Annotated in this window: 23 protein-coding genes and 1 riboswitch; of the genes, 9 read left to right on the forward strand and 14 right to left on the reverse strand. The window is 65.3% G+C overall.

Annotated features, from left to right (window positions below; all coding sequences use genetic code 11):
• Window positions 1–18: 18 nt before the first annotated feature.
• The 7 genes from modC to metZ all read right to left on the reverse strand — a co-directional run bounded on the left by modC (window position 19) and on the right by metZ (window position 6982).
• On the reverse strand, window positions 19–1113 hold the full coding sequence (modC, locus tag HYN69_RS11450; RefSeq protein WP_230426391.1) for a molybdenum ABC transporter ATP-binding protein: 1095 nt from the start codon (window positions 1111–1113) through the stop codon (window positions 19–21).
• On the reverse strand, window positions 1085–1777 hold the full coding sequence (modB, locus tag HYN69_RS11455) for a molybdate ABC transporter permease subunit (protein WP_108435853.1): 693 nt from the start codon (window positions 1775–1777) through the stop codon (window positions 1085–1087). Before modB ends, modC begins: the two co-directional genes overlap by 29 nt.
• A complete protein-coding gene (modA, locus tag HYN69_RS11460; RefSeq protein WP_108435854.1) occupies window positions 1774–2517 on the reverse strand; it encodes a molybdate ABC transporter substrate-binding protein in 744 nt (247 codons plus the stop codon). The genes modB and modA overlap by 4 nt, the downstream gene beginning before the upstream one ends.
• Before the next feature lie 70 nt (window positions 2518–2587).
• Window positions 2588–2962 carry a winged helix-turn-helix domain-containing protein gene (locus tag HYN69_RS11465; protein WP_230426392.1) on the reverse strand — a complete coding sequence of 125 codons (375 nt, stop codon included), beginning with the start codon at window positions 2960–2962 and terminating at the stop codon, window positions 2588–2590.
• Between the two features lie 69 nt (window positions 2963–3031).
• Window positions 3032–4480, reverse strand: a complete 1449-nt coding sequence (locus HYN69_RS11470) for a TrkH family potassium uptake protein (protein WP_108435855.1) — start codon at window positions 4478–4480, stop codon at window positions 3032–3034.
• 39 nt (window positions 4481–4519) lie between these two features.
• A complete protein-coding gene (gene folE2, locus HYN69_RS11475; RefSeq protein ID WP_108435856.1) occupies window positions 4520–5611 on the reverse strand; it encodes a GTP cyclohydrolase FolE2 in 1092 nt (363 codons plus the stop codon).
• 192 nt (window positions 5612–5803) lie between these two features.
• Window positions 5804–6982 (reverse strand): O-succinylhomoserine sulfhydrylase, encoded by a 1179-nt coding sequence (metZ, locus tag HYN69_RS11480; protein WP_108435857.1) that lies wholly within the window; start codon window positions 6980–6982, stop codon window positions 5804–5806.
• Between the two features lie 51 nt (window positions 6983–7033).
• Window positions 7034–7111, reverse strand: a riboswitch (SAM riboswitch).
• A gap of 154 nt (window positions 7112–7265) precedes the next feature.
• Here metZ and HYN69_RS11485 point away from each other — a divergent pair.
• Window positions 7266–7967 carry a glutathione S-transferase N-terminal domain-containing protein gene (locus HYN69_RS11485; protein ID WP_108437174.1) on the forward strand — a complete coding sequence of 234 codons (702 nt, stop codon included), beginning with the start codon at window positions 7266–7268 and terminating at the stop codon, window positions 7965–7967.
• A gap of 217 nt (window positions 7968–8184) precedes the next feature.
• On the forward strand, window positions 8185–8391 hold the full coding sequence (locus HYN69_RS11490; RefSeq protein ID WP_108435858.1) for a cold-shock protein: 207 nt from the start codon (window positions 8185–8187) through the stop codon (window positions 8389–8391).
• 219 nt (window positions 8392–8610) lie between these two features.
• Here HYN69_RS11490 and HYN69_RS11495 read toward each other — a convergent pair whose 3' ends face one another.
• Genes HYN69_RS11495 through ftsY form a run of 3 tightly spaced genes read right to left on the reverse strand, consistent with a single transcriptional unit; the run spans window position 8611 to window position 11143 of the window.
• Entirely contained in the window at window positions 8611–9255 is a 645-nt protein-coding gene (locus tag HYN69_RS11495) for an inner membrane-spanning protein YciB (protein WP_108435859.1), read from the reverse strand.
• The gene (locus tag HYN69_RS11500) at window positions 9252–10151 is read right to left on the reverse strand and encodes an EamA family transporter (protein ID WP_108435860.1); all 900 of its coding nucleotides are present in this window, start codon (window positions 10149–10151) and stop codon (window positions 9252–9254) included. The genes HYN69_RS11495 and HYN69_RS11500 overlap by 4 nt, the downstream gene beginning before the upstream one ends.
• Window positions 10148–11143 (reverse strand): signal recognition particle-docking protein FtsY, encoded by a 996-nt coding sequence (gene ftsY, locus HYN69_RS11505; RefSeq protein WP_108435861.1) that lies wholly within the window; start codon window positions 11141–11143, stop codon window positions 10148–10150. Before ftsY ends, HYN69_RS11500 begins: the two co-directional genes overlap by 4 nt.
• Window positions 11144–11329: 186 nt before the next feature.
• Between ftsY and HYN69_RS11510 the strand changes: the two genes are divergently transcribed.
• The 3 genes from HYN69_RS11510 (at window position 11330) to HYN69_RS11520 (ending at window position 15617) form a co-directional block, all read left to right on the forward strand.
• A complete protein-coding gene (locus HYN69_RS11510; protein ID WP_108435862.1) occupies window positions 11330–12592 on the forward strand; it encodes an aspartate kinase in 1263 nt (420 codons plus the stop codon).
• 298 nt (window positions 12593–12890) lie between these two features.
• Complete coding sequence (gene ptsP / locus HYN69_RS11515; RefSeq protein WP_108435863.1) at window positions 12891–15134, forward strand: phosphoenolpyruvate--protein phosphotransferase; 2244 nt, start codon at window positions 12891–12893, stop codon at window positions 15132–15134.
• Window positions 15135–15401: 267 nt separating this feature from the next.
• A complete protein-coding gene (locus tag HYN69_RS11520) occupies window positions 15402–15617 on the forward strand; it encodes a hypothetical protein (RefSeq protein WP_108435864.1) in 216 nt (71 codons plus the stop codon).
• 19 nt (window positions 15618–15636) lie between these two features.
• On the opposite strand, the gene HYN69_RS11525 is transcribed toward HYN69_RS11520, so the two are convergent.
• Together HYN69_RS11525 and HYN69_RS11530 are read right to left on the reverse strand one after the other, a co-directional pair.
• Entirely contained in the window at window positions 15637–16404 is a 768-nt protein-coding gene (locus HYN69_RS11525) for an EcsC family protein (RefSeq protein ID WP_108435865.1), read from the reverse strand.
• A gap of 130 nt (window positions 16405–16534) precedes the next feature.
• Complete coding sequence (locus HYN69_RS11530) at window positions 16535–17020, reverse strand: GNAT family N-acetyltransferase (RefSeq protein WP_108435866.1); 486 nt, start codon at window positions 17018–17020, stop codon at window positions 16535–16537.
• 84 nt (window positions 17021–17104) lie between these two features.
• On the opposite strand from HYN69_RS11530, the gene HYN69_RS11535 reads away from it, so the two are divergent.
• The gene (locus HYN69_RS11535) at window positions 17105–17689 is read left to right on the forward strand and encodes a flavin reductase family protein (RefSeq protein ID WP_108435867.1); all 585 of its coding nucleotides are present in this window, start codon (window positions 17105–17107) and stop codon (window positions 17687–17689) included.
• Window positions 17690–17798: 109 nt separating this feature from the next.
• Here HYN69_RS11535 and HYN69_RS11540 read toward each other — a convergent pair whose 3' ends face one another.
• Window positions 17799–18362 carry a dimethylsulfonioproprionate lyase family protein gene (locus HYN69_RS11540; RefSeq protein WP_159082440.1) on the reverse strand — a complete coding sequence of 188 codons (564 nt, stop codon included), beginning with the start codon at window positions 18360–18362 and terminating at the stop codon, window positions 17799–17801.
• 107 nt (window positions 18363–18469) lie between these two features.
• On the opposite strand from HYN69_RS11540, the gene HYN69_RS11545 reads away from it, so the two are divergent.
• The 3 genes from HYN69_RS11545 to HYN69_RS11555 all read left to right on the forward strand — a co-directional run bounded on the left by HYN69_RS11545 (window position 18470) and on the right by HYN69_RS11555 (window position 20709).
• A complete protein-coding gene (locus HYN69_RS11545; protein WP_108435868.1) occupies window positions 18470–19357 on the forward strand; it encodes an S-methyl-5'-thioadenosine phosphorylase in 888 nt (295 codons plus the stop codon).
• 3 nt (window positions 19358–19360) lie between these two features.
• Window positions 19361–19906: an adenine phosphoribosyltransferase gene (locus HYN69_RS11550; RefSeq protein ID WP_108435869.1), complete on the forward strand. Its 546-nt coding sequence runs from the start codon at window positions 19361–19363 to the stop codon at window positions 19904–19906.
• A 341-nt stretch (window positions 19907–20247) separates the two neighbouring features.
• Window positions 20248–20709, forward strand: coding sequence for an SspB family protein (locus tag HYN69_RS11555; RefSeq protein WP_108435870.1), 462 nt, complete (start codon window positions 20248–20250; stop codon window positions 20707–20709).
• 57 nt (window positions 20710–20766) lie between these two features.
• Here the strand turns inward: HYN69_RS11555 and HYN69_RS11560 are convergent, their stop codons facing one another.
• Window positions 20767–21666 (reverse strand): TylF/MycF/NovP-related O-methyltransferase, encoded by a 900-nt coding sequence (locus HYN69_RS11560; RefSeq protein WP_108435871.1) that lies wholly within the window; start codon window positions 21664–21666, stop codon window positions 20767–20769.
• Between the last annotated feature and the right edge of the window lie 128 nt (window positions 21667–21794).

Here is a 21794-nt window from a genome sequence, read left to right on the forward strand (position 1 = left end):
GATTCCATAACATTCCCCTCACCCCGCCCCGATATCCACCTGCGCCACCGCGACCGATTTCAGGATGGCGTGTACCTCCACCCCTGCCTCCAGCCCCAGCGCCGTGGCCGACCGGCGGGTGACACGGGCCAGCAGGAACTCGCCCCCCAGCGCGATCTGCACCAGCGCCCCCGGCCCCTCGCCCGTCCGCACCGCCGATACGACGCCGGGCAGGATGTTCAGCGCCGACAGCCCCTCGGGCCGCCCGCGTGACAAGATCACATCCTGCGCCGCAATCCGCACCCGCAGCGCAGCCCCGACCTCGCCCGCGATCCGTGGCAGCCAGATCGGCCCCGCCACCGTCTCCAGCCGCGTCAGCCCGTCTGCCTCATGTCCCGCGATGCGCGCGCCGATCACCGCCCCCGCCTCGCGCAGGCCCAGCGCGGGCACCGCCGCCGGATCGGCCAGCACCTCGGCCGCAGCCCCCGCCCGCACCACGCGGCCCGCCTCCAGCACGACGATTGTCGTCGCCAGCCGCGCCACCTCGGCCAGCGAATGGCTCACATACAGGATCGGCACCGCCGCATCGCGCAACCGCTCGACATAGGGCAGGATTTCGGCCTTCCGCGCCTCGTCCAGCGCGGCCAGCGGTTCGTCCATCAGCAAAACCGCAGGCTCGGCCAACAGCGCCCGCCCGATCGCCACCCGCTGCGCCTCGCCGCCCGAAAGCGCGCCGGGCCGCCGCGCCAGCAGCGCCCCAAGCCCCAGCATCGCAACCACCGGCGCCATATCGACCCGCCGCCCCGTCACCCGCCCGGCATAGGCCAGATTCTCCGCCACCGTCAGATGCGGAAACAGCCGCGCATCCTGAAACACATAGCCCACCACGCGCCGATGCACCGGCACATCGACCCCGCTTGCGCTGTCGTAAAGCACCCGCCCGCCGGAAACGATCCGCCCCGCATCGGGCCGCAAAAGCCCCGCCACGGCCTCGACCACGCTCGTCTTGCCCGACCCCGACCGCCCGAACAGCGCCGTGACCCCCGCAGGCGCGGTAAACGCCACATCGAGGCTAAAGCCGCCGAAGCGATGGGTCACCCGCACCTCAAGCATCGCGCCCTGCCACCCGCGCATGCACCCGCCGCGCCAGAACTTCCGAGGCCACCAGCGCCCCCATCGCCACCGCGACCGAAATCACCACCAGCCGGAACGCCGCCCCGTCCCCCCCCGGCACCTGCAAGAACGCGTAAATCGCCGAAGGCAGCGTCTGCGTCTGCCCCGGAATATTGGCGACAAAGGTGATCGTCGCGCCAAATTCACCCATCGCCTTGGCAAAGGCCAGAACCGCCCCGGCAATGATCCCCGGCGCGATCAGCGGCAGCGTGACCGTGGCAAACACCTGCCAGCGCGAAGCGCCAAGCGTCGCAGCCGCTGCTTCCAGCTTCGGGTCCACCGCCTCGATCGCCAGCCGTATCGCCCGCACCATCAAGGGAAAGGCCATCACCGCCGCCGCCAGCACCGCCCCGGTCCAGCGGAAGGCCAGCACGATCCCGAACCATTCGTCCAGCACCCGCCCCACCGGCCCCTGCCGCCCAAAGGCCAGCAAGAGCAGATAGCCCGTCACCACCGGCGGCAATATCAGCGGCAGATGCACCAGCCCGTTCAGCACCTGCCGCCCGAAAAACCGCCCCCGCGCCAAAAGATGCGCGACCCAGATGCCAACGGGCAGGCTCAGCACCGTCGCCCAGAACGACACCTGCACCGAAAGCCAGACCGCCTGCCACGCCGCATCCGTCACGGAACCCTGAACCCCTGCGCCCTGAACCGCGCCTGCGCTGCGGGCGACGACAGATAATCGACGAACGCCCGCCCAGCCGCCTTGCCCTGCACCGTCACCGCCGCCGGATAGACGATCCGCGCATGGCTCCCCTCGGGAAACGCGCCCACCACCGAAATCTCCGCCTCGCCCACCGCATCCGAGGCAAAGACAATCCCCAGCGCCGCCTCGCCCAAGCCCACCAGCTTCACCGCCGCCCGCACATTCTCGGTCTCGACCACGCTTCCCGCCACGCTGTCCCACAGCCCCAGCGACACCAGCGCCTCATGCCCGTATTGCCCCGCCGGAACCGAAGCGATCATCCCCATCGCCAGCTTCCCCCCGCCTAGCATCGCCGCAAGGTCCAACTCCGGCCCCACCTCGGCAGGCTCCGCCGCCCCATGCGCGACCAGCACCAGCCCATTGCCCAGCACATCCCGCCGCGTGCCCCCGGCCAGCAGCCCGCCCGCCTCCAGCACATCCATCCAGTCCGCCGCCGCCGAGATGAACACATCCACAGGCGCACCCTGCTCGATCTGCTTGGCCAGCTTGGCCGACCCGTCATAGGACAGGACCGCCACGTTCCCCGTCTCGGCCTGCCAATCCGCCGCCACCAGATCAAGCGCGGTCTTCAGCGACGAGGCCGCGAAAACCGTGATCTCCTCGGCCCGAAGCGGCGTGGCCAATCCCAGAACCAGCAGCCCCGCCAGCCAAACCCTCACAGCAAACCCCCAAAGCGTTATATCCGGCCAAACATAACACCGCCGAAACCCGACGCTGCAAGCGATATTTTCAGTCAGACATATCGGCCAGCATCCCCCGCAGCGCCGCCAGTTCCCCGGCACCCGCCTCCAGCGCCGCCGCCTCGAACCCGCGATAGGCCGCGATCACCGCCAGCCCCGCCCCGGTCACCGCAGCCCCGCCTCCGCCCGCCCCGCCCCGCGCAGGCAAAACCACCGGTAGACGAAAGGCCGCGTTCATCTCCTCGACCAGCGACCATGCCCGCTTGTAGCTCATGCCCATCGCCCGCCCCGCGGCCGAAATCGACCCGAGGTCGCGGATATTCTCCAACAGCAGCACCTTGCCCGGCCCGACCATCGCGCGGTCCCCGAACAAAAGGCGCAGCTTCACCTGCGGAAAAAAGGGATCATGACTCATAACCGCCATGATGCGCGCCCGAAGTGGCCCCCCGCAAGCCCCCCGCGCACCACCGGCACGGCAAAGCGGACCAAAACCCTAACGCCGCCAGAACCTCGGCAAGACCAGCACGAAAATCGCCAACAGCCCCAGCCGCCCCAGCAGCATCGCCAGCGTCATGATCCACTTTCCTGCATCCGGCAGGTCGACGAACGTCCCCGTCCGCGCCACGATCGGCCCGAAGCCGTAGCCGATGTTGCCAAGCGCGGTCCAGACCGCGAACAGCGCCGAAACCGTGTCCAGCCCGACAAGCGTCATCGCCACCGTCAGCACACCCAGCGTCAGCACATAACCCGTCACATACAGGATAAGCGCGTCCATCACGTCCTTCTCGACCACCCGCCCCTCGTATTTCACCGGCACCACCCGCCCGGGCGAAACGATCTGCCGGATCTGGCTGACCAACGCCGCCGCCACCAGTTGCGACCGGAACACCGTCAACCCCGCCGCCGAAGACCCCGAACACGCCCCGATCACCCCGATCACGAACGCCACGACCAGCATGTATCCGCCCCATGCCGGAAACGACCCGCTGAAAAACCCGGTGGACGAGATGATCGAGACCAGATTGAACAGGCTCTCGCGGAACGCGGGCTCGAACGGCATGTCCGATGTAAGCCAACGCCACAGCGTCACCGTCAGCACGGAAAACGCGATGATCTTCAGATAGGCCCGCACCTGACTGTCCCGCCACAAGGGCGTGGCCGATCCGTTCACCAGTTGCACATAGCGCACATAAGGCAGGCTCCCCAGCACCATGAACAGCGCCCCGAAATACTCGCCCGCCCCCGCATAGACGCTGAACGACGTATCCCGCGGCGAAAAGCCCCCCGTCGCGATCGAGGCCATGGCATGCACTGCCGCATCCAGCGGCGTCATCCCGATTGCCGAATAGGTCAGCCCCGCAATCACGATCAGCCCGAGGTAAACCCCCAGCAACTGCTTGGCCAGATCGGTCGCCCGCGGCAGCACCTTGCCGAAGGTATCAAACCCCTCGGTGCGAAAGAACTGCATCCCCCCCACCCGCATCACGGGCAAAAAGATCATCGCAACGAACGCGATCCCGAGGCCCCCCGCCGCATTCAACAAACCCCGCCACAGGTTCATCCCCGCAGGCAATTCCTCCAGCCCGTAGATCACCGTGGCCCCCGTGGTGGTGATCCCCGACACCGCCTCGAAATAGGCTTCGGTGAATTGCAGCCGTGGCGCGCCCAGCATGAAAGGCAAGGCCCCGAATGCGGGCACCACGAACCAGATTGCCGCCGTCAGCAGATAGGCCGACCGCACGTCGAACGCGCCCCGCGTTGCATTGGCCGACGAAAGCGCCAGCAACACGCCAACCCCCGCCGTAACCAGCGCCGCCTGCAAGATATCGTCGGCATTGCCGTTGCCCGCGTTCCAATCGACGAAAGCGGGCAAAAGCATCAGCCCCGCCAGAACCATCAGGATCCAGCCGAGCACATAGGCAATGGGGCGCACATCGACCATCAGACGGGGCTACACTGCGGCCCCGCCACGGGTCAACCGTCAGCCGACGTGGAAAAGCGTCGTGAACAGTCGCGGATCGAGGCTTTCCTGTGCGAAAGTCTCGCCTTCGGTCAGCACCGAAACCGCGTCATGGCTGTGCAGGCTTTCCTGATGGCTGGCGATGATGCGGAAGTCGCCGACCCGCGCATCTTCCTTAAGCGCCTGACAGAACGACCGCGCCGCATCTTCGACAAAGATCGGATTGGCCGCATTCAACTCGGCGAATGCCTGCTCGTCCTCGCGCTTGACCATCACTTGCGTCTCGGTCGGCACGGCCGCCCGCGCCAGTTCCACCAGATCCTCGAACCACAGCCGCTCGCCTGCGTTCACCACCACCGAAATCCGCGCCACGCTGCGCTGGGAATGCGGCGTGGCAAGCTGCCCCCGCGTGCGACGGGCATGTTCGGAAAGCTCCAGACTGCAGGGGCAGGTCGACGAGTAAACGAAGTCGAGGTGCATGATCTTCTTACGCACGCCCGCCACGTCGACCAGTTCCAGCGCGATGTCATAATACTGCCAACCCGACAGCCCCGACCGCAGCGACTGCACCTTCACGGGAAAGGAAAACCGCATCTGGATCCGCGCATCGAAGCTTTCCAGATCGCGCTTGTAATCCTCCAGCGCGTGCTCGATCACGCCAAAGCTGAAATCGCGCTCGGCATGGGCATAGAACGACCGCATGATGCGGCTCATGTTGATGCCCTTCTTCTCGGCCTCCAGCGATACCGTCCCCGTCACGCTGGTCTCCAGCGTCAGGTCGCCATTGTCGCGCGTGCGATAGCGGATCGGCAGGCGGAAATTCGAAATCCCCACATGCTGGATCAACTGCTTCTCGCCCTTGATCAGGCTCGACGGCCCGTTCTGCAAATCGGGCAGCGATGCCTTGTAGCCTTCCGTCACCACGAAATCGGCCGGATAGTCGCGGCTCAACGCCGGATACCCCTCGCCCGGCACCAGATAGGCGACCGCCGCATCCAGACGCGAGATTTCGCTGTCCGAAGCCTTCCCCGCCCAGCGCCGCAGCACTGCCAGCGCCGCCTCGGCCTCTTCGCGGCTCGGTTGACGGTCGATTTCGGGGGTAAAGATGTTCATCGCAGCAGCCTTTCGGTTCCGGCCAAACCACAGGGTCGGCCTTCAATGTCAGCAGGTTATACGCGCGGCCCATCCGAGCGGATCACAGCGGGCGCGAAATCCTTTCCGCGCCCGTTCACCAATATAATGCCGGATTCGTAAAAATCATAGGACAGGCCTACAGACCGTTTTCCTCACGAATCCGACATGATCTCACATCGCGTCCAGCGCCTGCATGATATCGGCCACCAGATCACCCGCATCCTCCAGACCGACCGAAAACCGGATCAGACCGGGCGTGATCCCCAGCGTTTCCTTCATCTCGGGCGAAAGCCGCTGGTGCGTCGTCGTCGCCGGATGCGTGGCGATGCTCTTGGCATCCCCCAGATTGTTGGAAATCTTTGCAATCTGCAAAGCGTTCATGAAGCGGAACGCCGCCTCTTTCCCCGCCTTGATGTCAAAGGTCACCAAAGTCCCGCCCGACCCCATCTGCTCCATCGCAAGCGCGTGCTGCGGATGGCTTTCCAGGCCTGGAAAGATCACCCGCCCCAGCCGCGCATCGCCTTCGAGCGCCCGCGCAATGGTCAGGGCGCTCTCGGCCATCGCACGGCAGCGCAGATCCAGCGTCGCCATGCCGTTCAGCATGATCCAAGACGTAAACGGGCTCATCGACCCGCCGGTATGCTTCATGTATGGCTCAAGCACCTTGCGGATATACTCCTTGGTCCCGCAAACCACGCCGCCAAGCGCGCGCCCCTGCCCGTCGATGTGCTTGGTGGTGGAATAGACCACCACATCCGCACCCTGCTCGACCGCACGGCTAAAGATCGGCGTCGCAAACACGTTGTCCACGATCACCAAGGCGCCGACCGCATGCGCGATCTCGGCCACGCCGCGAATATCGACCAGTTCCAGCGTCGGGTTCGACATCGATTCGAAGAACACCGCCTTGGTCGCGGGCTTTACCGCCGCCCGCCACGCCCCCAGATCGGCCCCGTCGACGAAGGTAACGTTCACCCCGTAGCGCGTCAAAACCTCTTCGAGGATATAAAGACACGACCCGAACAGCGCACGGGAAGACACCACATGGTCCCCCGCCCGCAACATCGAGGTCAGCGCCCCGTTCACCGCCGCCATGCCGGAAGCGGTGGCAAATGCATCCTCGGTCCCCTCCAGCCCCGCGATCCGCTCTTCGAACATCCGCGTGGTGGGGTTGCCGTAACGGGCATAGATGAACTCGTCATCCCCCGCCTTGACGAAGCGCGCCTCGGCGCTTTCGGCACTGTCGTAAGCGAATCCCTGCGTCAGAAAGATCGCCTCGGCCATCTCGCCATACTGGCTGCGGCGGCTGCCCTCGTGCACCAGTCGCGTGCGCGTTTTCCATTCGGTCATCGTGGCGGCCTCCGGCCAAGAAAAAGCCCCGGAACACCCAAAGGCTCCGAGGCGCTTGCCCGCGAACCCTCTTTAGCGGCTTGTTTAACGTGGCCCGCAATCCGGTAACAAAGCGCCACGGCAGGCGAATACCCCCGCACAAACCAAAGGTCAACTGCCCGAAACCCGCGCGCCGCTGCTCGCCACGGCGCTTTGCCTTGTGCATCTGCGCAGGGAAATCGCCCTTGCCGCCACGCCGCGATGCCGCATCATTCCTTTCAGACCGATCAAAGGATATCCCGCCATGACCGCCCCCATCGACCTGTTCTACTGGCCCACCCCCAACGGCAAGAAAATCACCGTAGCACTCGAGGAAATGGGCCTGCCCTACACCGTGCATCCCGTCAACATCGGCGCAGGCGACCAGTTCAAACCCGAATTCCTCGCCATAGCCCCCAACAACCGCATGCCCGCGATCACCGATCCCGACGGCCCCGATGGCCAGCCCGTCTCCATCTTCGAATCCGGCGCGATCCTGCAATACCTCGCCCGCAAGACCGGCCAGTTCTGCGGCCCGACCGAACGCGACCGCATCGCGGTGGACCAATGGCTGATGTGGCAGATGGGCGGTGTCGGCCCCATGGCAGGCCAGGCCCACCACTTCCTGACCTACGCCCCCGCGATGGACCCGCCCCACGACCTGCCCTACGCCAAAGAGCGTTACAAGCGCGAGGTCGCACGGCTTTACGGCGTGCTCGACCGCCAGCTTGCCAAACACGCCTATGTCGCGGGCGATTTCCTCTCCATCGCCGATTTCGCGATCTGGCCTTGGGCGATGGGCTGGCAGGGCCAGCAGCAGACGCTGGACGACAAACCCCACATGAAACGCTGGCTCGACGAACTGGCCGCCCGTCCGGCATTCGTGGCAGGCGCTGCCGTCGGCGCCGAACACCGCAACACCAACACCACCGACCGCAAGGCGCAGGAAATCCTGTTCAAACGCTGACCAAAGCGGCGGCAACAGGCACAAGCCCGTCCATTTGCTCCCGTTTCGCACCACCCGACCGATTTGCCTTGCCATGCACCCGATAAAGGTGCATGGTCGTTCTTGCTTATTCGATCTTTCGACCTTCTGTCTCCCCTCGGGCTTCAGACGCGACCTTGATGACCCTGAGCCGAGCCATCGCATGCTGCGGGTGGCATACTAGACAGGAGATCTCACGATGGCCAACGGCACCGTGAAATGGTTCAACGCCACCAAAGGCTTCGGCTTTATCGCACCGGAAGGCGGCCAGAAGGACGTTTTCGTCCACATCAGCGCTCTCGAGCGTGCAGGCCTGCGCGGCCTGAATGATGGCCAGGCTGTGACCTATGACCTCGAGCGTGACCGCAACGGTCGCGAATCGGCGACGAACCTCGCTCTGGCATAATCTGCCAAGGCACTGAATGCGAAAAGGGCGGCCTTCGGGCCGCCCTTTTTCATTCGACCGGCAAAATTTCTGCGAAATTTTCGGCGCCCCCGGGTCAGGCCCCGAAGAATTTTCCAGAAAATTCTTCGTCCGCACCCTGCACCCAACGGCACCACCAAAGATTTTTCGCCGAAAAATCTTCTACTGCCCCGAGATTTTTCGTCGAAAAATCTCGTCCGGTCAGTCCGCCTTGTCCTGTTCGCCGTCCTTTTCGCCGTCCGTCTCGCCGTCCTCTTCGATCCCGTAGCGGTTCAGCACGCCCCCTTGCGTCATGAAGAACCCGAACAGCGCCGCCGTCAGCCCGAAGGTCTTGAAATTCACCCAGACCTCGGTCGAAAAGCTGCGCCAGATCACCTCGTTGGCCACCGCCAGCGCAAAGAAGAACGCACACAGACGCCGCGTCAGGATCATCCAGCCCTCGGGCTGCATCGGCAGCGCCTCTTCCATCACCAGCTTCAGGTAGCTTTGCCCCCGCAGCAGCCCGAACCCCAGCAAGCCGCCGAACAGCAGGTAGATCATCGTCGGCTTCATCTTGAAGAACCGCTCGTCCTTGAACCAGACCGACAGCCCGCCGAACACCACGACCAGCACCACGGTCGCGATCTGCATCTTCGACAACTTGCCCGTCAGCCACCACAGGATGCCCGTCGTCACCAGCATCAGCGGAATGAACGCCGCCGTCATCAGGATAAACCCGCTGTAAGGACTGCCGAACACCTCGAACGTCTGCTCGCGCAGCTTCATGTATCCGGCAAAGAACAGCACCACCGGCCCCAGTTCCAGTGCCAGCTTCACCCCCGGATGCACCTTGCGTTCACCGCTCATCCCGCCATCTCCATGATCACCGCGCCAAGCGCTATCAGCCCCATCAGCAGGGTCCGCATCCTGCCCACCTTCTCGCCCAGAACCAGCCACCCGATCAAGGCCGCAAACACCGTCGATGTCTCGCGCAGCACCGCCGCCTCGCCCACCTTGTCAAGACGCGTCGCCAACATGATCGACCCGAAGGACAGATAGGCGATCACCGCCCCGAACACCCCCAGCCGCAGCATGGGCCAGACCTCGGCCCCCCGCACCGCCAGCAAGCGCCGCGCAAAGACCAGCGGAAACAGCACCCCGTCGATCAGGAAAAACCACGCAAGAAACGTGAACGGGTCCGCCGTCGCCCGTATCCCGTAAGCGTCATAGGTGGTGTAGATCGCAACGGTCGCCCCCGTCGCCACCGCGAGCCAAAGCGCGGGCACCAGCGTCTCGCGGTCCACCGAAACATGGCGCAGGTTATAGGCCGCCAGCCCGAAGATTCCCGCCATCAGCACCGCCAGCCCCGCCCATTGCCCGGGCGCGAAATGCTCGCCAAAGACAATCCCCGCCCCGATCACCGCAAAGAACGGCCCCGTCCCGCGCACCACGGGGTAAACCACGGTATAGGCCCCCCGCGCATAGGTCATCGCCTGCAACCATTTGTAACCGGCATGGATGACGAAGGCCCCCGCAAAGATCGGCCACATATGCGGCTCTGGCCATGGCACCACGAAGATCACGAAAGGCAGCGCCAGCACGAAATAGAACACGTCGATCACCGCACGGCTGATCCACGGATCGTAGCGCCCCTTCTGCAAAGCCCCGAACAGCGCATGCAGCACAGCCGCCGCCAGCGCGAGGGCAAGCGCCAGATCATGCCCCGCAGGCGTGCCCTCCAGCGACTGCACCCAGCCGCTCACTCCTGCCCGACCAGCGCCTTGGCGAAATCCTCGGGGTCGAACGGCGCCAGATCGTCGATCTGCTCGCCCACCCCGATTGCATGGATCGGCAACCCGAACTTGTCGGCCAGTGACACCAGCACGCCCCCCTTCGCCGTCCCGTCGAGCTTGGTCATCACCAGCCCCGTCACATCGGCGATCTTGCGGAATATCTCCACCTGGGAAACCGCATTCTGCCCCGTCGTCGCATCCAGCACCAAAAGCGTGTTATGCGGCGCGCTCGGATCTTTCTTGCGAAGCACCCGCACGATCTTGGCCAGCTCTTCCATCAGATCGGCACGGTTCTGCAATCGCCCCGCCGTATCGATCAGCAGCAAATCCGCCCCGTCCGCCTGCGCCTTTGTCAGCGCATCGAAGGCCAGACTGGCAGGATCAGACCCTTCCGGCGCCGTCAGCACCGGAACCCCTGCCCGCTCGCCCCAGACCTGCAACTGCTCGACCGCCGCCGCGCGGAACGTGTCACCGGCCGCAATCACCACCGACTTTCCCGCCGCCTTGAACTGGCTCGCGAGCTTGCCGATCGTCGTGGTCTTGCCCGACCCGTTCACCCCCACCACCAGCACCACCTGCGGGCGCTGCGCGTAAATCGGCAAGGGCCGCGCCACGGGCTGCATGATCCGCGTGATCTCGTCGGCCAGCGCCGCGCGCAACTCGCGCGTCGACACCCGCTTGCCGAACCGGCCTTCCGCGATGTTGGCCGTCACCCGCGTCGCGGTCTCGACCCCCATATCCGCGCCGATCAGCACATCCTCAAGGCTTTCGAGCATGGCATCATCGACCAGCCGCCGCGGCTCGTCCGCACCAAAGATGCGCCCCAGAAGCCCCGGCTTGACCGCAGACTCCCCTGCAGCAGCTTCTGGCGCCGCATCGGCGGCCACCAAAGCCTCCAGCCCTTCGCCGATCTTGTCAGAAGACCGGAACATCCGGTCGCGCAATTTCTTCAGAAATGACATGCCGTCGCTTTCCTTGCCGCTCCCCTTCCACCTAGTCCTTTCCCGCCGCAAACAAAAGGCCCCCTAGGCACCGCCTGCCGCCCGCACCGCCCTGATCCACCCCCGATCCACCCCCGATCCACCCTTGCACCTATCCCCCGCCCCGCATAAGAAGCGCCCCAATTCTGGCCTTGGCGGGGGGGACGCATGCCGCTTCTCGTGATGAAATTCGGCGGCACTTCGGTGGCCGACCTCGCGCGCATCAAAAACGCCGCGGCCAAGGTCAAACGCGAGGTGGAACGCGGCTATGACGTCATCGTCATCGTCTCGGCCATGTCGGGCAAGACCAACGAACTCGTCGGCTGGGTCGAAGCCACCTCGCCGCTCTATGACGCCCGCGAATATGACGCCGTGGTCTCCTCCGGCGAGAACGTCACCGCAGGCCTCATGGCGCTGACGCTTCAGGAAATGGATGTCCCCGCACGGTCATGGCAGGGCTGGCAAGTCCCGATCCAGACCACCTCTGCCCATGCCTCGGCCCGCTTCATCGACATTCCCCGCGCCAATATCGACGCAAAGTTTGCCGAAGGCTTCAAGGTCGCAGTGGTCGCGGGCTTTCAGGGCGTCTCGCCCGAAGGCCGCATCACCACCCTTGGCCGTGGCGGCAGTGACACCACCGCCGTCGCCTTCGCCGCCGCCTTCTCGGCGGAACGCTGCGACATCTACACCGATGTCGACGGCGTCTACACCACCGACCCGCGCATCACCGACAAGGCGCGCAAACTCCCGAAGATCGCCTTCGAGGAAATGCTGGAACTCGCCTCGCTCGGCGCCAAGGTCCTGCAAACCCGCTCGGTCGAACTGGCCATGCGCTACAACGTCCGCCTGCGCGTGCTCTCCTCCTTCGAGGATACCGACGAAAACTCTGGAACCCTGGTCTGCGACGAGGATGAAATCATGGAATCGAAAGTCGTCTCCGGCGTGGCCTATTCCCGCGACGAAGCAAAAATGACCCTCGTCACGGTCGAGGACCGCCCCGGCGTCGCCTCGGCCATCTTCGGCCCCCTCGCCGAAGCAGGGGTGAACGTGGACATGATCGTCCAGAACATTTCCGAAAAGAACTACGCAGGCCACGCGGGCGCCGTGACCGACATGACCTTCTCGGTCCCGACCAATCAGGTCGCACGCGCCAAAAAGGCGATGGAAGACGCCCAGGCCGCAGGCCACATCAAATACGATGATCTCAACGTCGACACCGATGTCGCCAAGGTCTCGGTCGTCGGTATCGGCATGCGGTCGCATGCAGGCGTCGCCGCCAAGATGTTCGCGGCACTCGCTGCCGAAAACGTCAACATCAAGGTCATCGCCACCTCGGAAATCAAGATCTCCGTCCTGATCGACCGCAAATACATGGAACTCGCCGTGCAAGCCCTGCACGACGCCTTCGAACTCGACAAGGCCGGCGCCTGATCCTGCCGTAGGGTGGGTGGTTCCCTGCGGCACGCAGGGGTTCACCCACCACCGACAAGCAAAACCGCGCCTCCGTTGCCGCGTATCTGCAAAAGGCCATCGCCTTTGCCGTGTGACGCGGCGTCCGCCATCCAGCCGGTGGCCCAAAGCAACCGGCCAGCGCCCGACCCGCCCATGGCGGGCGCTCCCCGCTCCGGTCCCCACACCGGTCCCCGCATTCCCGCGACCAAGCCCGTTCACCTTCCCGCCCTGATGTGCTTTAACCATCAGGCACCCCCCAGCAATCGGGCCAAAGATCATGCCGGAACGGACCGAAAGCGACAGCCGCAAACTCCTCCGCCGCCTGCGCGACACGCTGGCAACCCCCGGCAAGGGGCAGGACCGGCTCGACAGCATCACCCATCTGATCGCCGACAGCATGGGCACCGAGGTGTGCTCGATCTACCTGTTCCGCGATGCCGACACGCTGGAACTCTGCGCCACCGAAGGGCTCAAACCCGAATCCGTCCACCAGACCCGCATGAAACTGGGCGAAGGCCTGGTGGGCCGCGTCGCCCGCACCGGCCTACCCGTCAACACCGCCAATGCCCCGCAGGAAAAGGGCTTCCGGTACATGCCCGAAACCGGCGAAGAGATTTACTCCTCCTTCCTCGGCGTCCCGATCCAGCGCGTCGGCGAAAAGCTCGGCGTCCTCGTCGTGCAATCCAGAACCGCCCGCGAATTTTCCGAAGATGAAATCTACGCCCTCGAAGTCGTGGCCATGGTGCTGGCCGAAATGACCGAACTCGGCCTCTTTGCGGGCGATGTCGACGGCATGCGCGCGTTGCACAAACAGCCTGTGATGATAAGGGGCGGCACGGGTCAGGAAGGCGCCGCCGAAGGCCGCGTCTGGCTCCACGAAGCCCGCGTGGTGGTGACAAACCCCGTCGCCGACGACCCGCTCACCGAAATCGACCGCATCCGCGCCGCGGTGGGCCAGTTGCGCGTCTCGGTCGATGACCTTCTGGCCGCCGAAAGCCTCGACAAAGACCAGAAACAGGTGCTCGAAGCCTACCGCATGTTCGCCCATTCGCGCGGCTGGCTCAAGCGGATGGAGGATGACATCGCGCGCGGTCTCTCCGCCGAAGCCGCTGTGGAAAAGGAACAATCCGCCACCCGCGCGCGGCTGGAACAGGTGCCCGACGCCTACCTGCGCGAACGCCTGCACGACCTCGACGACCTGTCGAACCGCCTGCTCCGCATCCTCACCGGCCAAGGCCACGACACCGGCGCCGAGATGCCTGAAAACCCGGTGCTGGTCGCCCGCAACATCGGCCCCGCCGAACTGCTGGAATATGGCCGCAAGCTGAAAGGTGTGGTGCTGGAAGAAGGCTCCGTCGGCTCCCACGCCGCCATCGTCGCCCGCGCCCTTGCCATCCCGCTTGTGATCCACGCCGGCCGCATCGTGACCGAGGCGCTCAACGGCGACCCGATCCTCGTCGATGGCGACCAAGGCATCGTCCACCTCCGCCCCGAAGAAACCGTCGCCCGCGCCTTCCGCGACAAGATCGCCATGCAGGCCGCCGCCCAGCAGCGTTTCGCCAGCCTGCGCGGCCTGCCCGCGCTGTCGAAATGCGGCACCGTGACGAACCTGTTGATGAACGCAGGCCTGATGGCCGACCTGCCCAGCCTCGAAGGCTCGGGCGCCGAAGGCGTCGGCCTCTTCCGGACCGAGCTGCAATTCCTCGTCCGCAACAAGATGCCGCAACGCGCCGAACTCGCCGCCCTCTATGCCCGCGTCATGGACGCCGCCAAGGGCAAACGCGTCGCCTTCCGCACCCTCGACATCGGGTCCGACAAGGTGCTGCCCTACATGAAGCCGCAAGACGAACCCAACCCCGCCATGGGCTGGCGCGCGATCCGCGTCGGCCTCGACAAGCCGGGCGTGCTGCGGATGCAGATACAGGCGCTGATCCGCGCCTCGAACGGGCGGCCGCTGACGGTCATGTTCCCCTTCATCTCGGAACACGGCGAATTCACCGCAGCGCGTGACGTGGTCATGGCCGAACTCGACCGCGAAGCCGCCATGGGCCACCCCGTGCCCGCCAGCATCGAAGTCGGCGCGATGCTGGAAACCCCCAGCCTCGCCTACGCGCCCCGCGCCTTTTTCGACCTCACCGATTTCGTCTCGATCGGCGGCAACGACCTCAAGCAATTCTTCTTCGCCGCCGACCGCGAGAACGAACGCGTGCGCCGCCGCTACGACACGCTGAACGTGTCCTTCCTGCGCTTTCTCGACCACATCATCGCCCGCTGCGCCGAAACCGGAACGCCGCTATCCTTCTGCGGCGAGGATGCGGGCCGCCCCGTCGAGGCAATGGCTTTCGCCGCCCGCGGCCTCCGCACCCTGTCGATGCGCCCCGCATCCATCGGCCCGATCAAATCGCTCTTGCGCCGCGTCGACCTGACCCAAGCGAACGAAGTGATCGACAAGGCCATGGCAACCGGCGCCGAATCCGTCCGCCCCGCCCTGATGGACTGGCTTGCCACCCAACCCGAGTAAAACCGCCACCCCGAATTTTCTGCGAAAATTCGCGCCCTTCCGTCCGGCGCGGCACTCGACGGCAAGCGATGCAGGGGGCTTTCCGCCCCCAAGGGCCGCGTGCCGCGCCCCTTCCCCCGAGAATATTTGGAACAAGGGGACGGGGAGGGCACCGACAATGCCGCCCCGGGGTGTTGTAATCCGTCCAAGGAGTTCCACGTTCAATGCGGGGCGGGCAAGACCCTGAAAATTCGGTCTTCAATGAGCTAAACAGTGTTCTATAATCGGATGTATAAGAGGCTCAAGAAAGCATTGCCCTTCCACGGGTACGTCGACTCGGTTGAAGTTGGGCTTTTCGTGGGCATCATTCCCATCCTCGCCGGGGCCGGTCTTGGCTTAATCCTCGGCTTGGGTGACGAGGCGGCGTTGCTCCTCATCGTTGGTCTGGTCGGGTTGGCGTATATCTACATCCATGTCTGCGTCAGCCGCGACAAAGACCCCTGAGCGGTGCAAACCCTGCCCCTTACCGCAGCCGACGCTCCTTGGCCCCTGTCGCCTCGGCAAAGGCGACCAATATCTCCTCCGCCCCATGCTGTTCGGCCAGCCGCAGCAGCGCGAAGCGGATCTCGGCCATCTCTCGGTAATAACTCAGAAAGGCCGCGTTCAGCCCCGCCCCTGCCACCGCCCCGAGCACCGGCACCGCTTGGGCCACCAGTTTCTGCCCCAGCGCGGTCGCCAGTTTCGGCGCCACGCTCGCGACCAGCCGCTGGATCGCCGGTCCCGTCACCGTCAACCGCGCCGAAAGGAACGACGTGTTCACCCCGTCATCCGAAGCGAGGGGCGATCCGGCGGTAAACACCCGCAAACATTCTGCCCGTATCGCAGGTTCGTCGGGGTCGAAGCCCTGCTCCGCTGCCGCCTTCCTGATCGCATGCAGGATTACCGTCACCGTCACCGGCAATTCGGCAACCGAAGTGGCAAGCCCCCCCGCACCACCCACAGCCCCCGACAACATCGCCGCCGCCATCGGCCCCTTGCGCCCGAAATCCGGACCCCTTGCCCCGACCCCCGCCAGCCCGTGCGCCGCCAGAAGCGCCCGCTCGGTCACCGCCTCGATCTGGCGCCGTACCCCATCGGGCAAGGCCGCCATCCGGGTCTCGAGCGCCCCGCCCAGCCGGTTGACCAGTGCCATGACAGGCCCGTTGGCCCGCCTGTAACGCCGCGCCAGCGCCGCAATCTCGGCGCTGCGGTCAGGGGCGGCAATGGCGGGCAGGTTCTTGACAGGGTCCATAGACCCAATGTGGGGCGCGCGAGGCCCCCGCGCAAGTCGCCACAGCGCCCGCCGGCCGCTTCCCCTTGTCCGGAATATCCCGCGGGGGTCCGGGGGTTGCGACCCCCGGCGCTTTGCCCCGTCGCAACCCTCAGGTCGCGCGCGTCACATCGCCTGCCACACCATCCCAGGCGCCGCGCTTCAAGGCAAAGCCCAGCACGCGGTCGGGGTTGGTCGGAGGCGGCATCACCACCCCCTCAAGCTTGTGGAACCCGAAGCGCGCGTAATAGGGCGCGTCCCCCACCAGCATCACACGCTCCCAGCCCAGACGCCGCGCCTCGGCCAGGCTTTCGTTGATCAGCAAACCGCCCAGCCCTTCGCCCTGCCGCGTCGGATGCACCGCCACGGGGCCCAGCAGCAGCGCATCCTGCCCGCCCACCTCGACCGGCCAATAGCGGATCGCGGCCGCCAGCGTGCCATCGGCATCGCGCAAGATCAGGCACAGCGCCGCCACCGTCGGCACCCCGTCGCGCAAACGATAGGACGACAGCGCAGTCCGCCCCGGCGAAAAGCAAAGGTCGTAAAGCGCCTCTACCTCCCACCAGTCGTCCTCGGTCTCTTCCTCAAGCCTGTACACGTGCGCCCAATCCCGAACCCGAATCCTATGGAAACGCGCCTAACATGCGAATACGACAGGTTCAAACCAGCGAAAGCCCTGCCGATGTTTTACCGCCCGTCCGATGGCCACGGTCTGCCCCACAACCCGTTCAACGCAATTGTCAGCCCGCGCCCCATCGGCTGGATCGCAACCCGCGGCCCCTTGGGCGACAACCTCGCGCCCTACTCCTTCTTCAACGCCGTGGCCTATGTGCCGCCGCAGGTCATCTTCTCATCGACCGGCGTGAAAGACAGCCTCACGAACCTGCGCGAAACCCGCGTCTTTTCGGCAAATATCGTCGAGGAAGCGATGCTCGACGCCATGTCGGAAACCTCGGCCGGCTTTCCCCCCGGCACCGACGAATTCGCCGCCTGCAACGTGCCAAAGGCCGAATGCACCACCATCCGATGCCCCCGCGTCGCAGGCGCGCCGGCCACGCTCGAATGTCAGGTCACCGAAATCGTCGAACTGCGCGGCACCGGCAATTTCCTCGTGGTGGCCGAGGTGACAGGCGTCCACCTGCGCGACGATTGCCTGACCGACGGCCGCTTCGACATCACCGCATTCCACCCCGTCGCCCGCTTGGGCTACCGCGATTACACCATCGTGCGCGACACATTCGAAAAAAGGCGCCCCGACGACTCCTGACCTCATTGGCACGCCCGGACACACCCCTTCACCTTTGCCCAAATACTCCGCGGGGGGTGCGGGGGGCGCGAAGCCCCCCGCTCCGACACCGCCCCGCCTCACCCCAGAATCACCCCAGAATCACCGACTTCGCCGCCAGATCGCCGCCGCGCCATAGATAAAGCGCGAGCATCGGCTCCGCCCCCGTCCGCATCGCATGCGGCACCCATGGCGCGTGATGGATCGCCTGACCTACCGGCACGGGCGCAAAGGCGGCATCGCCCTTCTGCCACCACGCCACGCCCGACAGCGGCAGATAGATCTCGGCCGCCTCATGTGCGTGGGCAGGATAGGTCACATCCGGCCCCAGAAGCAGGAACCCCGCCGCCACACGCTCCGACGGCACCGGCCCGCGCAAACCCACGATCTCGGTCCAGCCGTAACGCTCCAGAAACGCCGCGCCGAAATCGCCCGCGCCATAGGTCTGCCGCCACTCCAGCGCCACCGCCCCCCGCGCCACCTCGCCGCCCAACCCGCCCGCCATGCCCTCCAGCCAGCGGCACACCGGCAGCACGCCCGGCACCTGCGCCCGGCGCGCGCCACCCTCCGGCCAATCCGCCAGAAAATCCGCAGCCCCGGGCAGGCCTGCCACCGCCGCCCTGATCCCCGCTGCCAATCGCCCCGCCAGATCCATGTCACACTCCAAGCCAGTCCTGCGCGCCCGGCCAGCCCTGCGCTTGCACGCCGCCCGCCGACCGCTACACTCAGCCACGTTCGGTAATGTGGCAAGGCGGTGGAACCATGGATAGCATGATCGGCGTGATCGGCGGATCGGGCCTTTACGACATCGACGGTCTCGAAGGCGCCACATGGGTCAAAGTCACCACACCCTGGGGCAAACCCTCCGACGAAATCCTCGTCGGCCGCCTGTCCGGCACGCCGATGGCCTTTCTGCCCCGCCACGGGCGCGGCCATGTCCACGCCCCCTCGGACATCAACTATCGCGCCAATATCGACGCGCTCAAACGCCTCGGCTGCACCGACATCGTCGCCGTCTCGGCCGTCGGCAGCTTGCGCGAAGATTACCGCCCCGGCGATTTCGTATCGGTAGACCAGTATATCGACCGCACCTTCGCCCGCACCAAATCCTTCTTCGGCGCGGGCTGCGTCGCCCATGTCGGCTTTTCCGACCCGACCTGCCCGCGCCTGTCCGACGCCGTGGCACGCGCCGTCCCCGCAGGAATCACCCTGCACCGCAACGCCACCTATATCGCGATGGAGGGTCCGCAATTCTCGACCCGCGCCGAATCGAACCTGTATCGCAGCTGGGGCGCCGATGTGATCGGCATGACCGCCATGCCCGAAGCCAAACTCGCGCGTGAGGCCGAACTTTGCTACGCCTCGCTCGCCATGGTCACCGATTACGACTGCTGGCATCAGGGCCATGCTGCCGTCGATGTGGCGCAAGTCATCCGCACCCTGACCGCCAACGCAGCCCAGGCCCGCGACACGGTCGCCCGCCTGCCCGCCATACTGGCAGGCGATGGCCCCGGGGGCCACACGCGCCCGTCCTGCCCGCATGGCTGCGATCACGTCCTCGGCACCGCGCTGATGACCGCCCCCGCCAAGCGCGATCCCGACCTCCTCGCAAAACTCGACGCGGTCGCAGGCCGCGTGCTGAAAGGCTGACCCATGAAATCCGACTCCGCAAAAACCGTCAGGGATTACATCCGCACCATCGTAGACTTCCCGCACGAAGGGATCTTGTTCCGCGATGTCACAACCCTCTTCGCCGACCCGCGCGGGTTTCGCATGTGCATAGACCAGCTGCTCGCCCCCTACGCGGGCCTCCGCATCGACAAGGTCGCAGGTCTCGAAGCCCGCGGTTTCATCCTCGGCGGCGCGGTCGCACACCAGCTTTCCACCGGCTTCGTCCCGATCCGCAAAAAGGGCAAACTTCCCGGCACCACGATCAGCCAGTCCTACACCCTCGAATACGGCGAGGCGGTCGTCGAAATCCATGACGACGCCTTGCAACCGGGCGAAAAGGTGCTGCTCGTCGATGACCTGCTCGCCACCGGCGGCACGGCCGAGGCTGGCATCCGCCTCATCGAACGCCTCGGCGGCCAGATCGCCGGCTGCGCCTTCGTGGTCGACCTGCCCGACCTCGGCGGACGCGACCGCCTGCGCGCCATGGGTATGGATGTCCACACCCTCTGCGCCTTCGAAGGCCACTAGGCCCCACCTGCACCCCTCATCCGCCGCATGCCCCCCCCTCTGGCCTGCGGCGGATCGCCGCCCCGTCCGCCGCCCCGTCCGCCGGGCCGTCCGCCGGGCCGTCCGCCGGGCCGTCCGCCGCGCCCCTTCAGACTTTCTTAACCGGAACGGTCTAGAACCCCTCTGTGTCGGGGAAACCCGGCCTGCTTGCACACCACACCCACCCCACCCCGCCGGTTCACCCCGGCGGGGTTCTTCTTTGCCCCGATGCGGCAAATGCACCCCGCTGCCATTCCAGCCGCTTCCCCCTTCCCTTCACGCCCGAATCCGCCCTAAATGGACCGGCAAGGAAAGGACGACCCATGGCCCGCTCCATCGATTACGGAAACCTGATGCACCGGGCGATGCGCAGCCTGATCCAGTCCGTCCTACAGGATGTGGCCGAAAACGGCCTGCCGGGGGCGCACCATTTCTTCATCACCTTCGACACCAACCACCCCGATGTCGCCATCGCCGACTGGCTCAAGTCGCGCTACCCGTCGGAAATGACCGTGGTGATCCAGCACTGGTTCGAAAACCTCACCGTCACCGACAAGGGGTTTTCCGTCACGCTCAACTTCGGCAACCAGCCCGAACCGCTCGTGATTCCCTTCGACGCGGTCCGCACCTTCGTCGACCCCTCGGTCGAATTCGGCCTGCGATTCGAAACCCATAACGACGATCAGGATGACGACGACGACGAAGAAGACGATGACGGCGACGACGACCCGACCCCGCCGCATGACGCGCAGGTCGTCAGCCTCGACAAATTCCGCAAACACTGAAACGCCCGCCTGCACCGGCGCTGGTCAACCTCGGCGCTGGCCAATCGGCGTGCAGGCTCAGGCCGGTTTCTGGAACCAGGCCCCGATGCCGTCGATATTCGCAAGCGTGATGTCGCCAGACCCGATCTTTCCCAGATAATCGTGCACTGCCTTGCGGCAGGCCTCGAACGCCCCGTAATCGTCCACGATCACATAGCCGCCCGGCGAAACCTTGGGATAAAGCGCCTCCAGAGCCTCGATGGTGGATTGATACAAATCCCCGTCCAGCCGCAGCACGGCGATCCGCTCGATCGGCGCCACATGCAGCGTGTCCTTGAACCAGCCCTTCACGAATTCGACCTGACCGTCGAGCAGACCGAAAGAGCGGAAATTGTCCTGCACCGCCTCGAGCGAGATCGAAAGCCCGTCGTATTCGTTCAGGTTCAACCCTTCATCGGCAGGGAATTCGCCCGCATCGGGTGGCGGCAGCCCCTCGAAACTGTCGCAGACCCAGACCTTGCGGTCCGTGCAGCCATGCGCCTCCAGAATGGCCCGCATAAAGATGCAGGCCCCCCCGCGCCAGACCCCGGTCTCGACGAAATCACCGCCAACCCCGTCCGCGATAGCGGCGATACAAATCCCTCGCAGATTGTCCATCCGCTTCGTGCCGATCATCGAAAACGCTGTCATCGGCCAATCAAGCCCGTTGTCCCGCGTCGCTTCGTCATAGGCCACAGGCTGGATCACGAAATCTGGGCCAGATGCCTCGATCTGCGGTCGCGTGATATAGGGCTGCGCCGGATCGCGCGTCAGCCGCCCGATCATCACATCGCGCATCAGGTCCAGATACCGGTCCACCACGGCAGATTTCGCCGCATCGACCTGCACGACCTTCGCCAAAAGCCCGGCCTCGTAAGATTTACGCCCGACCTTGAGATCGCGAAGATTACGGGTGATTCGCTTGATAGGGTTCGGCATCGGGGACTCGCAATCTTTACCCCAGCCAATTTAACCACACGGCCGACAAGCACAACCGTTACGTCAGTATGCGACGGTATGCAGATTGATTTTCTACCGAGGGATGGCTAAGGCGACCCAAGCGACAA

The organism is Gemmobacter aquarius (assembly GCF_003060865.1).
GTDB lineage: Bacteria > Pseudomonadota > Alphaproteobacteria > Rhodobacterales > Rhodobacteraceae > Paragemmobacter > Paragemmobacter aquarius.